The following is a 14187-nucleotide window of genomic DNA, read 5'->3' as shown; positions in this document are numbered from 1 at the left end:
CGTTCATGAGCCGGACGCGTCATTTTTTGCTGGCTCCAGCTCGCCAAGCATCCGGGAAATGCCGTCGAGTTTACCACCGGTTGTGGCATCCTTCAGCCGAAAACGGAAGCTGTTGGCGCCTTCGAGCCGGTACTGGTCAGGTGCGGATTGCACTTTTTTAACCAGAACCAGCGGATCCACCGGTGTCGAGCTGCCAAACTCGATCCGCGCCCACTCCTTGCCGGCATCGACTTTCACGATGCCCAGGGCTTCTGCACGCAATCGAAGCTCGGTCTGGCGGATCAGGTTTTTGGCCGGATCCGGTAATAATCCGAACCGATCGATCATTTCAACCTGAAGTTCTTTTAATGCTTCCGGGCTGTCCACGCTGGCAATCCGTTTGTAGAGCATCAGGCGGTTATGGACATCCGGCAGATAATCCTCGGGGATCAGAGCCGGGATTCTCAGGTTCATTTCGGTGCCGTGGCTAAGTGGCAGGTCGGCATTCGGGGTTCGGCCCTCGCGAATGGCCTTGACGGCCTCGTCCAGCAGCTGCATGTAAAGGGTGAAGCCGATGCTTTCGATCTGCCCGCTCTGTTCTTCCCCCAATAACTCCCCGGCACCGCGGATTTCCAGGTCGTGAGTGGCCAGCATGAAGCCGGCACCCAGGTCCTGCGCCTCCGAAATCGCATCCAGACGCTTTTTGGCGTCCGCCGTGATGGATTTCGGCGGTGGCGTGAGCAGGTAGGCATAGGCCTGGTGGTGCGAACGGCCGACCCGGCCCCGAAGCTGATGCAGTTGCGCCAGGCCGAACTTGTCTGCCCGCTCGATAATAATGGTGTTGGCGCTGGGAACGTCGATGCCGGTCTCAATGATGGTTGTGCACACCAGCACGTTGAAGCGTTTGTGGTAGAAGTCGGACATGATCTTTTCCAGATCACGCTCTCTCATCTGCCCGTGGGCGACGCCCACCCGCGCTTCCGGAATCAGCGAACGTAGATCCTCTGCCGTCTTCTCGATGGTGGCCACGTCGTTGTGGAGGAAGTAGACCTGACCGCCCCGGAGAATCTCCCGCAGTATGGCTTCCTTGACCATGGCGTTGTCTTTCTGGCGCACAAAAGTTTTCACCGAGAGCCGCCGGGCCGGAGGAGTGGCGATAATCGAGAGATCCCGCAGATGCCCCATGGCCATGTTCAGCGTCCGCGGAATCGGGGTGGCGGTCAGGTTGAGCATGTCCACTTCGGCCCGCAGTGCTTTTAGTCTTTCCTTCTGCTGAACGCCAAAGCGATGCTCTTCGTCGATGATAACCAGGCCAAGATTCTTGAATTTGATGTCGCCCTGTAGCAGTTTGTGGGTGCCGATGACGATGTCGGCCCGGCCGTTCTCCACCGCCTCCAACGCCTTGCTGGTCTGGCCAGCCGTGCGGAACCGGCTGAGCAGCTCGACCTGCACAGGGGTATCCGAGAAACGGTCCCGGAAGGATTCATAATGCTGCTGGGCGAGCAGGGTAGTGGGGACCAGAACCGCCACCTGCTTGCCCGACCAAGTAGCCAGGAACGCCGCGCGCATGGCAACCTCGGTTTTCCCGAAACCGACATCGCCACACACCAGGCGATCCATGGGCTGCTCGCTGGTCATGTCCTCGAACACCGACTGGATAGCAACCTGCTGGTCTGGTGTCTCCTCGAACGGAAAGCCGGCAGCAAAGGCACGATAGGCTTCCTTGGGATCCTCGAAGCTGAAGCCTTTGCGCGCCTCCCGGCGGGCGTACACATCCAGCAGCTCGGCGGCAGTGTCCCGGATCTTCTCAAGGGCTTTCTGTTTCGCTGTGCTCCAGCGGTCCGTCCCGAGTTTGTGCAGCGGCGCGTGTTCGGTGTCATTGCCGGCATAGCGGGAAATCAGGTGCAGGCTGGAGACCGGAACATACAGCTTTGAGCCCCCGGCGTACTCAAGCATCAGGAATTCGCTCGCTTCGCCCTCTACGGTGATGGTCTCCAGGCCCAGGTAACGGCCAACACCGTGGTCGATATGAACCACCGGCGCACCAATCCGCAATTCGGACAGATCCCGGAAGCCGGCATCGTCCGTTTCCGTAGGCTTCTCGCGGCGCCGCCGCTGTAGTACCCGCTCGCCGAACAGGGCGGTCTCGGTGATCAGGGCAACGGAATGCTCGGGCAGAACCAGGCCTTGCTCCATCGGGGCAATGGTGATGGCGACCGAGCTTTCCTTATCGTCGAGAAAAGCCTGCCAGCCGGACAGGGTTTTCAATTCAACACCCTGTTCGCCAAGATTCTCCATCAGCGCCTCGCGCCGACCGGACGATTCGGCGCATATCAGCACGTGGCCGTCGAACTCTCCCAGAAACCGCTTGAGGCGACCGGCAGGGTCTGCGGCCCGACCGTCCATGGCGATATCCGGCAAGGTTGTCGTGGGGCAGTTAACTGATCCCGCGGCATCCTTTGTCTCCGCGGAGACGGTTACCCTCGGGAAGGCCTTCAGTTGTCCGAACAGCTCTTCCTGCTGCAGGAAGAGGAGCTTGGGCGGCAGAATCGGCCGCAGGCGATCGTGACGACGATCTTCGTACCGGTTGCGGGTTTCACTGTCAAAGTGGCTGACCGCATCGTTCAGTCCGTCCGCAGTAAAAACGTGAGTGGCGCCTGGCAGATAGTCAAACAGGGTTGCCGTCTCGTCGAAGAACAGCGGCAGGTAGTACTCAATGCCCGGCGGGGTAATGCCGTGAGTCACGTCCTGGTAGATGGGGGTGTCTTTGTCGGCATCCGGGAACTGCTCGAACCAGCGGCTGCGGAATCCGGAGCGCGCCTCTTTGTGCCAGGGGAATTCAAAGGCGGGCAGCAGTTCGATGCGTTCGATCCGGTCGATTGAGCGCTGAGTCTCGGGGTCGAAAGTCCGGAGCGTTTCGATCTCATCATCGAATAGGTCAATCCGATAGGGCTGGCTGGCGCCCATGGGGAAAATGTCCAGTATGGCGCCCCGGACCGCGTATTCGCCGTGCTCGTAGACGTTCTCGGCATGCCGGTAGCCTGCCGCCTCAAGCTGCATTCGCCAGCTCTTGATATCCAGGGACTGTCCCACTTCCAGAAGCAGGGTGTTGCCCTGGAGGTAATTTACTGGCGGCAGCCTGTGCATCAGCGTGCGTGCAGGAACCACGAGAACCCCATGGCTGGTTGCGGGCAGGCGGTGCAGGGTCCGGATTCGCCGGGAAATAATGTCCTGGTGGGGCGAAAACAGATCGTAGGGCAGGGTTTCCCAGTCGGGCAGCGACAGCAGTTCCAGCCCGTCGTCGCTGACCGCCGGGCCGTCTTCTTCCGGGGGTAGCCCCAGGAAGAAGCGCATGGCCTGCTCAAGCCGGATGGCATCGGCGGTGCTGCGGGTAATGACCAGGGTCAGACCCTTGTGCGCGCGCGCACTTTCGCAGATGGCCAGCGCCTCACTGCTGCCGTGCAGTTGACCCCATGTTCGGTGATCGGCCGGCCGAGACGGAAATTCGGGGGCAATCAGGGGGAGGGGTGACGGGCGTGTGCTGGCACCTTGGCTCATGGGCGGTCAGGTTCTCCTGCTGTGGATGTCCGGGAGCGGTGAGGCGCGTATTCTAACGCTCGCGCCCCTCACTGTCATGGCGCCGGCGCCATGGTCGGCGTTTGCGTTATTAGCCGGCGCGACCTATACGAAGGTCATGGCCCGCCGTATTTGCGGTCGACCGGATTAAATTGGATAATGTGCGCCCCAATTTCCAAGTGCCAATTGCAGAGGTCCAAGCGTGAGTCACGAACAGATCAATCAGCACCTGTCCAACTGGACAGAAAGAGAATCCACCGCGGAAGCCATGATTCCGCTGATCGGCCGCCTCTACCGCAAAAACAATGTGGTTACTTCTGTATACGGCCGCGCCATCATCAACCAGTCGGTTATCGATATCATCCGTGCCCACCGATTTGTGCGCCAGGTTGAAGACAGCGAGCTTTCTGTTCACGACACCCTGCCGATCCTCCAGGCCATGGACAAACTTGAACTCGGTCGTGCCCACGTGGATATCGGCAAGCTGGCGGTCAAGTTCAAAGAGGAAGGCGGCGACCTGACCGAATTCCTGAAGCGTGAAATCGGCCCGGTTGTGGGGCAGTACGCTGCCCAGTCCGAGGAAGATGCCAACAATGACACCAAAGACGTCGTTCTGTACGGTTTTGGCCGGATTGGTCGTCTGCTGGCTCGTATCCTGATCGAGAAGGCCGGGGGTGGCAACAACCTGCGTCTGCGTGCGATTGTGGTTCGCCAGGGCGGTGCGGAAAATGATCTCGAGAAGCGCGCCAGTCTGCTTCGCCGTGATTCCGTGCACGGTCCGTTCGATGGCACCATTGCCGTTGATGAGAAGGAATCCGCCCTGATTGCCAACGGCAACTATATCAAGGTTATCTACTCTGATGGGCCGGACAAGGTGGATTACACGGATTACGGCATCAACAACGCCATCGTGATCGACAACACCGGTAAGTGGCGTGATGAAGCCGGTCTTGGCCTGCACCTGAAATCAAAAGGCGTCAGCCGCGTTATCCTGACGGCGCCGGGTAAGGGCGATATCAAGAACATCGTTTATGGTATCAACAACGACTGGATTACTGACGAAGACAGGATCCTGTCAGCCGCCTCCTGTACCACCAATGCCATCACACCGGTATTGAAGGCGATTGAAGACGAATACGGCATCGAAGATGGTCACGTGGAGACGGTGCACTCCTACACCAACGACCAGAACCTGATCGATAACTACCACAAGGGCAGCCGCCGCGGGCGCAGCGCCGCCCTGAACATGGTAATTACCGAGACGGGGGCCGCCAAGGCTGTCTCCAAGGCGCTGCCGGTTCTGAAGGGCAAGCTGACCGGTAATGCGATCCGGGTGCCAACGCCGAACGTGTCCATGGCGATCCTGAATCTCAACCTCAAGAAAGACGTTGATGTGGAAGGTGTTAACGAATACCTGCGGGATATGGCGCTGCACTCGGAGCTGCAGAAGCAGATCGACTTCGTGAACTCTCCGGAAGTGGTTTCCACCGACTTTGTCGGTTCCCGCCATGCCGGCATCGTTGATGCCCAGGCAACCATCACCAGTGGCAAGCGTCTGATCCTGTATGTTTGGTACGACAACGAGTTCGGCTACAGCGCGCAGGTGATTCGTGTGGTCAACCAGATGGCCGGCGTAAATTACCCGATCTTCCCCAAACGTGCGAGAGACTGAGCGAATCGCGCCGATCTGGTGAAGTAATGGTGTTCAGAACCCCGATAGCGATTGCTGTCGGGGTTTTTTGTTTTTACGGTCAGCTAAACGACTGGTTTGGCTGTCGACGCACAACCGGTTCCGGTTTCTGGTGGAAATAGGGTTCCTTAATCTCTATAATTGGCGCGATTTTGGGTACGTCTGGCACTCCGTTTCTCATGGTTTTTCTGGGCCGCAGGTGTCGGGCGTTACGAATCCATTGAAAAGTTTCTGATGATTGGATGAGGCTAATGATCAAGATCAAAAAAGGCCTGGATCTTCCCATCAGCGGCGCTCCCGAACAGACCATTACAGACGGCAAACCCGTTCGCCACGTTGCGTTGATCGGTTTTGACTATATCGGCATGAAGCCGACGATGGCTGTGAAAGAGGGGGACCGTGTCAAGCGCGGTACGCTGCTGTTCACGGACAAGAAGACCGAGGGCGTTCGTTATACTTCACCCGCCGCGGGCGTTGTGAAAGAGATCAACCGTGGTGAGCGTCGGGTATTCCAGTCGATCGTTATCGAAGTCGATGGCGATGAGGCTGAGACCTTTGCGCGCTACAGCGAAGCGGATCTTGCCGGCCTGGAACGCCAGCAGGTAGTCGATAATCTGGTGGAATCCGGGCTCTGGACTGCGTTCAAGACGCGTCCGTACAGCAAGGTTCCGGAGATTGATTCCGCTCCCCACTCAATTTTCGTGTCGGTCATGGATACCAACCCGCTGGCAGCGGACCCGACGGTCATCATTGGCGAAAACAGCCAGGCGTTCGAGAAAGGCCTTGAGATCCTTACCAAACTGACCACCGGCAAGGTGTTTGTCACTGGCAAGCCAGGATCCAACGTCGCTGTTCCCAGGTCCGACGCCGTTGAGGTGCACCAGTTCGATGGCAAGCATCCGGCCGGCAACGTGGGAACCCATATCCATCACCTGGATCCGGTTTCTGGCAGCAAGACGGTCTGGAGTATCAATTATCAGGACGTTATCGACATTGCCAAGCTGTTTGAATCCGGTGAAGTCCCTGTTGAGCGTGTCGTGGCGATCGGTGGCCCCAAGGCCCTGAAACCCCGTCTCGTGCGTACTCGTCTGGGTGCCAGTCTTGAGGAGCTTCTCGACGGTGAAGTTGCCACAGATTGCGAGATCCGGGCGATTTCCGGCTCCGTGTTCGGCGGTCGCCGTGGCGATGGTCCCTGCGCCTATCTTGGCCGGTTTGCCAATCAGGTGTCCGTGCTTGAGGAAGGTAACAAGCGCGAGTTCATGGGCTGGCTGTCGCCGGGTGCGAACAAGTTCTCCGTCATGAATATTTACCTGTCCAAGCTGGTCGGTGGCAAACGGTTCGATATGACCACCACCACCAATGGCAGCGAGCGGGCGATGGTGCCGGTGGGTGTTTACGAAAAGATCATGCCGCTGGACATTCTGCCCACGCAGTTGCTGCGTTCCCTGATTGTCGGCGACACAGAGATGGCACAGAAGCTTGGCGCACTGGAGTTGGATGAAGAAGATCTGGCGCTGTGCACCTTTGTGTGCCCCGGCAAATATGAATATGGTCCGATTCTCCGCGAGAACCTGACCCGAATCGAGATCGAGGGCTAATACGATGGCTATCAGACAGTTTCTCGATGGAATCGAGCATCACTTTGAAAAGGGTGGCAAGTACGAGCGCTGGTATGCGCTTTACGAGGCGGTGGATACTATTTTCTACTCGCCGGCGAGTGTCACCTCCACCACCGCCCATGTGCGTGACGGGATTGACCTCAAGCGCATCATGATCACGGTTTGGTTGTGCACCTTCCCGGCAATGTTCTTCGGAATGTGGAACATCGGCTACCAGGCCAACAGTTTCCTGGCGTCCAACCCGGATGCCATGATTGCTGACGGCGGCCTGCGGACTGCCTTTATCCAGGCACTTGCCATCACCGGTTCCGGTGCGGGCGTATGGGACAACTTCGTTTACGGCATGGCGTACTTCGTGCCCATTTACTTCGTGACCTTCGTGGTCGGTGGTTTCTGGGAAGTGCTGTTTGCCACCGTGCGCCGTCACGAAGTGAACGAGGGTTTCTTTGTCACATCGGTCCTGTTTGCACTGATCTGCCCGCCCACCATTCCTCTCTGGCAGGTGGCCCTGGGCATCACCTTCGGCGTCGTGATCGGCAAGGAAGTGTTCGGCGGTACCGGCAAGAACTTCCTGAACCCGGCCCTGACCGGTCGTGCCTTCCTGTACTTCGCCTATCCGGCGCAGATTTCCGGCGACACCGTCTGGACTGCGGTTGACGGCTTCAGTGGCGCCACGGCGCTGAGCTGGGCCGCCAGTGGTGGTCTGGAAGCTCTGGAAGCTCAAATTGGCTGGATGAGCGCCTTCATGGGCACCATTCAGGGCTCGATGGGTGAGACCTCGACACTGGCCATTCTGATTGGTGGCCTGATCCTGTTGGGGATGAAGATTGCCTCCTATCGCATCGTCGGAGGTGTGTTGATCGGTATGATCGGCATGTCGCTGCTGCTAAACATCATAGGTTCCGAGACCAATCCGATGTTCGCGGTTCCGGCGCATTGGCATCTGGTCATGGGCGGGTTTGCCTTTGGCATGATGTTCATGGCGACGGATCCGGTGTCCGCCGCGATGACTGACACGGGTCGCTGGTGTTTCGGTATTCTGGTAGGCGTGATGACTGTGCTGATCCGCGTGATCAATCCGGCGTTCCCGGAAGGCATCATGCTTGCCATCCTGTTCGCAAACCTGTTCGCGCCATTGATGGACCATTACGTGGTTCAGGCCAACATCAAACGGAGGCTTGCTCGTGGCTAAAGCTAAAGAAACCGTCTCCCGCACGCTGATCGTTGCGCTGGTGCTGAGTATCGTGTTCTCTGTCGTGGTATCCACCGCGGCGGTCATGCTCAGACCTGCCCAGGTCAAGAATCAGCATCTTGATATGACAACGAACATTCTCTCTGCCGCAGGTATGCTGGATCAAGGCGATACTGCAGAGCAGATTTTGCAGAAATTCGAGAGTTTCGATGTTCGCCTGGTGGATTTGGATACTGGTAAATTTGTAAAGCCTTCCGCCGTTGGTGTTGCTGAGCCCATGAAATATGATATGTACAAGGCTGCCTCGGACCCTCAGTTGTCTACGGATATTCCTTCCTCGGAAGACAAGGCTGGCATCAAGCGCCGGCCGAATGTTGCCAGGGTGTATACGCTGAGCGAGAACGGAGAGCTAGTGCGTGTGGTACTGCCAATTCATGGTTATGGCCTCTGGTCTACATTGTATGGCTTCATTTCGCTGGAAGGTGATTTGAACACCATTGAAGGGCTTGGCTTTTACTCCCACGCCGAAACTCCGGGCCTCGGTGGGGAGGTAGACAATCCACGCTGGAAGTCGCAGTGGGTGGGGAAGAAAGTTTATGATGGTGATCGCACTGAACCGCAGATCAAACTGGTTAAAGGTGGCGTAAACGTTGATGCAAAAAAAAGGCAGCATAAAGTGGATGCTCTGTCCGGGGCAACGTTGACCAGTCGCGGCGTTGAGCAACTGGTTAACTACTGGATGGGCGACCGCGGATACGCGCCGTTCCTGCAAAAACTTCGTGAAGGGGAGGTCTGATCATGGCAGATGCATCAGCCAAACAGGTTCTCTTCGAACCGATCTTCAGCAATAACCCGATTGCCCTGCAGATCCTGGGCATCTGTTCAGCGCTGGCGGTTACCACCAGCATGAACGTTACACTTGTTATGTGCGCGGCGGTTATTGCCGTTACCGCATTTTCCAACCTGGCCGTGTCCCTGGTACGCACCCAGATTCCGGGCAGTATCCGGATCATCGTGCAGATGACCATTATCGCCTCCCTGGTAATCGTGGTTGACCAGGTGCTCAAGGCCTATGCCTACGAGATTTCCAAGCAGCTCTCAGTGTTCGTTGGTCTGATTATCACCAACTGCATCGTTATGGGCCGCGCGGAAGGCTTTGCCATGAAGAACGGCCCCTGGCTGAGCTTCCTGGACGGCGTTGGTAACGGTCTGGGCTACTCGGTACTCCTGATCTTCGTTGCCTTCTTCCGTGAATTGCTGGGCGCCGGCTCACTGTTCGGTGTCTCCCTGATGCCGGTGGTGAACGAAGGTGGCTGGTACATTCCTAACGGCTTGTTGCTGCTGCCGCCGAGTGCGTTCTTTATTATCGGCCTGGCGATCTGGGGTCTGCGGACCTGGAAGCCGGAGCAGGTTGAAGAGCCGGACTATAAAATGTCTCGCCATGTCGCCAAGGAGGCCTTCTGATGGAGCATTATATCAGCTTGATTCTGAAGGCTGTTTTTGTTGAAAACATGGCGCTGGCCTTCTTCCTGGGGATGTGTACCTTCCTGGCCATCTCCAAGAAGATCGAGGCCGCAACCGGTCTTGGCATTGCCGTGGTGGTCGTGCTGACGGTCACCGTTCCGGTGAACAACCTTCTGTACAACAGCGTTCTGCGCGAAGGCGCCCTGGATTGGGCTGGCCTGCCGAACGTAGACCTGAGCTTTCTCGGATTGCTGACGTATATCGGGGTAATCGCGGCGATTGTTCAGATCATGGAAATGGTACTGGACAAGTATATCCCGGCGCTCTATGCCGCTCTGGGTGTGTTCCTGCCACTGATTACAGTGAACTGCGCCATTCTGGGTGCCTCGCTGTTCATGGTGGAGCGTGACTACACCTTCGGCGAGAGTGTGGTGTATGGCTTCGGCGCCGGCCTTGGCTGGGCCCTGGCGATCATTGCCCTGGCGGGTATCCGCGAGAAGCTGAAGTACAGTGACGTTCCGGAAGGCCTGCGTGGCCTGGGTATCACCTTCATTACTGTTGGTCTGATGTCCCTGGGCTTCATGTCCTTCTCCGGTATCTCACTGTAATTCACCCGGTGATTCGGTTTAACGAAAAGGCGAGACCATGAATACAGAAATTATTCTCGGCGTGGTCATGTTCACCGTTATCGTTCTGGCCCTGGTCGCAGTGATTCTTGCGGCCCGGTCCAGGCTGGTAAGCACCGGTGATGTGACCATTGAGATCAACGATGATCCAGAACACACGCTGAAGACCGAAGCCGGCGGCAAGCTGCTCGGTACTCTGGCAAACAGTGGTATTTTCCTCTCCTCTGCCTGCGGTGGCGGCGGTACCTGCGCCCAGTGCAAGTGCAAGGTTCTGGAAGGCGGCGGTGCCATGCTGCCAACAGAGAAGACCCACTTCACCAACCGTGAAGAGAAAGAAGGCTGGCGCCTGTCCTGTCAGGTTCCTGTCAAACAGGATATGAAGGTGGAAGTGCCGGAGGAGTTCTTCGGCGTGAAGAAGTGGGAATGTGAGGTTGTCTCCAACCACAACGTGGCTACCTTCATCAAAGAACTCGTACTCAAGCTGCCTGAAGGTGAGGAAGTGGACTTCCGTGCCGGCGGCTATGTTCAGCTTGAGTGCCCTCCCTACGAAATCGACTTCAAGGATTTCGACATCGAGGAAGAGTTCCACGAGGACTGGGACAAGCACAACATCTGGCGCTACAAGGCGGTCAACAAGGAAGAGACCATCCGGGCCTATTCCATGGCGAACTATCCGGAAGAAAAGGGTGTTCTCAAGTTCAATATTCGTATCGCTACGCCGCCTCCGGGCACGGACCATAACCCGGGCATCATGTCGAGCTATGTGTTCAACCTGAAGCCAGGAGACAAGGTGACAGTGATGGGACCGTTCGGTGAGTTCTTCGCCAAGAAGACTGACGCGGAAATGGTCTTCATCGGTGGCGGTGCCGGCATGGCGCCCATGCGTTCCCATATCTTCGATCAGCTCAAGCGCCTGAACTCCAAGCGCAAGATCAGCTTCTGGTATGGTGCGCGTAGTGTTCGCGAGATGTTCTACGTGGAGGATTTCGACGGGCTGCAGGAAGAGAACGACAACTTCGAGTGGCACGTAGCTCTTTCCGATGCACTGCCGGAAGATAACTGGGAAGGCCCCACAGGGTTTATCCACAACGTATTGTACGAGAACTATCTGAAGGACCATCCGGCTCCGGAAGACTGTGAGTACTACATGTGTGGGCCCCCAATCATGAACGCGTCCTGCATCAAGATGCTGAAAGATCTGGGTGTAGAGGATGAAAACATCATGCTGGATGACTTTGGAGGCTAAGCAGTTCTGATGACATTCAGCATTGTACGACCCGCCAGGGTGGCCCTGGCCAGCGCTTTTACAGCGCTGGCCTTTGCCGTTCTGGCGGGTTGTTCGTTTGAGCCAGAGGAAAAAATCTGGGAAATCTCCGGACCTGTCTTCGGCACCAGCTACCACATCAATGTCGTATTGACCGAGGATCAGGAGAGGCTTGAAACTCTGGCCAGCGGTATCGATGAGGTGCTCGAAGGGGTTGATGCGTCAATGTCGACCTGGCGCGAGGATTCGGAGCTGTCCCGTTTCAATCAACGATCCGATCAATCCGAGTGGGTTCCGGTGTCAGCGGACTTGCTCCGTGTTCTTCAGAAGGCTGAAGAGATCTCAACGATGACCGCTGGTGCCTTTGATGTGACCATCGGCCCGGTGGTAAATCTTTGGGGGTTCGGCCCCGAGGCGCGCCCGGAGCAGATTCCGTCAGAAGAATCTCTCTCCAGGGCTCTTGCCGCCACTGGCTTCGAGAAGCTCGAGCTGCGGGTCGATCCGCCCGCCGTGCGTGCGACACCACCGCAATATGTGGATCTGTCGGCTATCGCCAAGGGATACGGTGTAGATGCGGTTGCCCGTTTTCTTGAGAGCGAAGGCGTGGAGGCGTACCTGGTGGAGATTGGCGGAGAGGTTAGCGTCAATGGCCGTAAACCTGATGGCAGCACCTGGCGACTGGCCATAGAACAGCCGATGGCGGAAGGGCGCGCGGTAAACCGCGTGGTGGCGCTGGAATCACGTGCTATGGCAACATCAGGTGATTATCGTAATTATTACGAATCGGAAGGGCGTCGGTATTCCCATACAATAGATCCTGAAACGGGTGAGCCAATTGCTCACAAGCTGGCATCAGTAACCGTTATCGCGGACGATTGTATGACGGCAGATGCTCTGGCAACCGGTTTTAATGTGATGGGCTACGAGCGGGCAAATGAGCTCGCGGTAAGGGAAAATATCCCGGCCTATTTTATTGTCAGGACGGATGAAGGCTTCGAGACGCACCAGACGCCGGCCTTTTCGTCCTACGTGACTCAATGAGGGGAGGGCAACATGGGTACCTTTCTTTTGGTTCTTTTCATCGTGGTTTTGCTGGTTGCAGCCATGTCTATTGGCGTGATCCTCGGGCGCAAGCCCATCAGCGGAACCTGCGGCGGTATTGGCGCGCTTGGTATCAGCCAGTCCTGTGATATCTGCGGTGGTAATACCCAGAAGTGCGAAGAAGAAAACGAACGGTTGGCCAACGAGGGTAAAGAGCCCGAGGCTCTGGCTTACGACGCCAGCAAGGCCAGCAAGCACTGATCTGTTTTTGACAATTACAACCATCTTTTCACGACGTAGATAAGGAGTCACTGCGCGCATGGCAGAACATCATTACGACGTCGTCGTTATCGGCGCCGGTCCGTCCGGCGAAGGCGCGGCGATGAATGCGACGAAACACGGCAAACGTGTCGCGATCATCGAAGACAAGCCTACCGTTGGCGGGAACTGCACCCACTGGGGCACCATTCCTTCCAAGGCGCTGCGCCACTCCGTCAAACAGATCATTACGTTCAACACCAACCAGATGTTCCGGGATATCGGGGAGCCTCGCTGGTTCTCTTTCCCGCGAGTGCTTCAGAATGCCCAGAAGGTCATCGGCAAGCAGGTCAAGCTCCGGACGCAGTTCTACTCTCGCAATCGCGTGGATTTGATAAACGGCCGGGCCTTTTTTGTCGACCAGAACCGCATAGAAGTCCGGGGTAGCAAGTCCTCCGAGACGCTGCACTTCAAGCAGGCGATCATCGCCACCGGTTCCAGGCCCTACCTGCCACCCGATGTGGACTTCCGTCATCACCGTATCTATAACTCCGACACCATCCTGAATCTGTCTCATACCCCCAGAACCCTGATTATCTATGGCGCTGGCGTTATCGGTTCTGAATATGCCTCGATTTTTGCAGGGTTGGGCGTGAAAGTGGATTTGATCAACCCGGGTAGCCGTCTGTTGTCCTTCCTGGATGACGAGATCTCCGACGCCCTGAGTTACCACCTGCGGAATAATGGCGTTCTGGTTCGCCACAACGAGCAGTACGAGTCGGTTGTGGGCGACGACCACGGTGTGGTGTTGTCGCTTCAATCGGGCAAGAAAATCCGTGCGGATGCATTCCTGTGGTGCAATGGTCGCAGCGGGAACACCGAGAAGCTGGGCCTCGAAAATATCGGTCTGGAACCCAATGGCCGTGGGCAACTGGCCGTTGACGAGCACTATCGCACCGAAGTGGACAACATCTACGCGGCGGGCGACGTGATCGGCTGGCCAAGTCTGGCAAGCGCCGCTTATGACCAGGGCCGCTCTGCATCCTCGGATATTGTGGATGACGCATACTTCCGCTTTGTGTCGGATGTGCCGACCGGGATTTACACCATTCCGGAAATCAGTTCCGTCGGCAAAACCGAGCGTGAATTGACCGAAGCCAAGGTGCCCTACGAGGTTGGGCAGGCGTTCTTCAAGGATCTGGCCCGTGCGCAGATCACCGGAGAAGCGGTCGGCATGCTGAAAATCCTGTTTCACCGGGAGACCCGCGAGATTCTGGGTATCCACTGTTTCGGTGACCAGGCAGCAGAAATCGTCCACATCGGCCAGGCGATCATGAACCAGAAAGGAGAGGCCAACTCTCTGAACTACTTCATTAATACCACGTTCAACTACCCGACCATGGCGGAAGCCTACCGGGTTGCGGCATTGAATGGCCTGAACAGAATTTTCTAGGCTGCCTACGAAAAAGGGGCCAGAT

At 57.0% G+C, this 14187-nt stretch carries 11 protein-coding genes; 10 read left to right on the top strand and 1 reads right to left on the bottom strand.

Annotated features, from left to right (window positions below; genetic code table 11):
- Positions 1-3 precede the first annotated feature (3 nt).
- Complete coding sequence (gene mfd / locus ACGK9W_RS08885) at positions 4-3537, bottom strand: transcription-repair coupling factor (protein ID WP_008175076.1); 3534 nt, start codon at positions 3535-3537, stop codon at positions 4-6.
- Between the two features lie 235 nt (positions 3538-3772).
- On the opposite strand from mfd, the gene ACGK9W_RS08880 reads away from it, so the two are divergent.
- The 10 genes from ACGK9W_RS08880 to sthA all read left to right on the top strand — a co-directional run bounded on the left by ACGK9W_RS08880 (position 3773) and on the right by sthA (position 14162).
- Positions 3773-5227, top strand: coding sequence for a glyceraldehyde-3-phosphate dehydrogenase (locus ACGK9W_RS08880; protein WP_405421015.1), 1455 nt, complete (start codon positions 3773-3775; stop codon positions 5225-5227).
- 269 nt (positions 5228-5496) lie between these two features.
- On the top strand, positions 5497-6843 hold the full coding sequence (locus ACGK9W_RS08875; RefSeq protein ID WP_008175071.1) for a Na(+)-translocating NADH-quinone reductase subunit A: 1347 nt from the start codon (positions 5497-5499) through the stop codon (positions 6841-6843).
- Between the two features lie 4 nt (positions 6844-6847).
- Positions 6848-8056 (top strand): NADH:ubiquinone reductase (Na(+)-transporting) subunit B, encoded by a 1209-nt coding sequence (locus tag ACGK9W_RS08870; RefSeq protein WP_008175069.1) that lies wholly within the window; start codon positions 6848-6850, stop codon positions 8054-8056.
- Positions 8049-8852 (top strand): Na(+)-translocating NADH-quinone reductase subunit C, encoded by an 804-nt coding sequence (locus ACGK9W_RS08865; protein WP_053112423.1) that lies wholly within the window; start codon positions 8049-8051, stop codon positions 8850-8852. Before ACGK9W_RS08870 ends, ACGK9W_RS08865 begins: the two co-directional genes overlap by 8 nt.
- 2 nt (positions 8853-8854) lie before the next feature.
- Positions 8855-9520, top strand: coding sequence for an NADH:ubiquinone reductase (Na(+)-transporting) subunit D (locus ACGK9W_RS08860; protein ID WP_008175066.1), 666 nt, complete (start codon positions 8855-8857; stop codon positions 9518-9520).
- Complete coding sequence (nqrE, locus tag ACGK9W_RS08855; RefSeq protein WP_008175064.1) at positions 9520-10128, top strand: NADH:ubiquinone reductase (Na(+)-transporting) subunit E; 609 nt, start codon at positions 9520-9522, stop codon at positions 10126-10128. The genes ACGK9W_RS08860 and nqrE overlap by 1 nt, the downstream gene beginning before the upstream one ends.
- 37 nt (positions 10129-10165) lie before the next feature.
- Positions 10166-11392, top strand: coding sequence for an NADH:ubiquinone reductase (Na(+)-transporting) subunit F (gene nqrF, locus ACGK9W_RS08850; protein ID WP_014577567.1), 1227 nt, complete (start codon positions 10166-10168; stop codon positions 11390-11392).
- Positions 11393-11401: 9 nt separating this feature from the next.
- Complete coding sequence (locus tag ACGK9W_RS08845; RefSeq protein ID WP_008175059.1) at positions 11402-12451, top strand: FAD:protein FMN transferase; 1050 nt, start codon at positions 11402-11404, stop codon at positions 12449-12451.
- A gap of 12 nt (positions 12452-12463) precedes the next feature.
- The gene (nqrM, locus tag ACGK9W_RS08840) at positions 12464-12712 is read left to right on the top strand and encodes a (Na+)-NQR maturation NqrM (protein ID WP_008175057.1); all 249 of its coding nucleotides are present in this window, start codon (positions 12464-12466) and stop codon (positions 12710-12712) included.
- A 58-nt stretch (positions 12713-12770) separates the two neighbouring features.
- Entirely contained in the window at positions 12771-14162 is a 1392-nt protein-coding gene (sthA, locus tag ACGK9W_RS08835) for a Si-specific NAD(P)(+) transhydrogenase (RefSeq protein ID WP_405420434.1), read from the top strand.
- The last annotated feature ends 25 nt before the right edge of the window (positions 14163-14187 follow it).

Origin of the sequence: Marinobacter flavimaris, assembly GCF_045057155.1 — a bacterium.
Lineage (GTDB): Bacteria > Pseudomonadota > Gammaproteobacteria > Pseudomonadales > Oleiphilaceae > Marinobacter > Marinobacter manganoxydans.
This window is presented reverse-complemented; position numbering and strand designations above follow the sequence as displayed.

Coding starts and splice junctions, on each gene's coding strand:
- mfd (WP_008175076.1), bottom strand. CDS start 3,537: ATGAGCCAAGGTGCCAGCACACGCCCGTCACCCCTCCCCCTGATTGCC.
- ACGK9W_RS08875 (WP_008175071.1), top strand. CDS start 5,497: ATGATCAAGATCAAAAAAGGCCTGGATCTTCCCATCAGCGGCGCTCCC.
- ACGK9W_RS08870 (WP_008175069.1), top strand. CDS start 6,848: ATGGCTATCAGACAGTTTCTCGATGGAATCGAGCATCACTTTGAAAAG.
- ACGK9W_RS08860 (WP_008175066.1), top strand. CDS start 8,855: ATGGCAGATGCATCAGCCAAACAGGTTCTCTTCGAACCGATCTTCAGC.
- nqrE (WP_008175064.1), top strand. CDS start 9,520: ATGGAGCATTATATCAGCTTGATTCTGAAGGCTGTTTTTGTTGAAAAC.
- nqrF (WP_014577567.1), top strand. CDS start 10,166: ATGAATACAGAAATTATTCTCGGCGTGGTCATGTTCACCGTTATCGTT.
- ACGK9W_RS08845 (WP_008175059.1), top strand. CDS start 11,402: ATGACATTCAGCATTGTACGACCCGCCAGGGTGGCCCTGGCCAGCGCT.
- nqrM (WP_008175057.1), top strand. CDS start 12,464: ATGGGTACCTTTCTTTTGGTTCTTTTCATCGTGGTTTTGCTGGTTGCA.
- sthA (WP_405420434.1), top strand. CDS start 12,771: ATGGCAGAACATCATTACGACGTCGTCGTTATCGGCGCCGGTCCGTCC.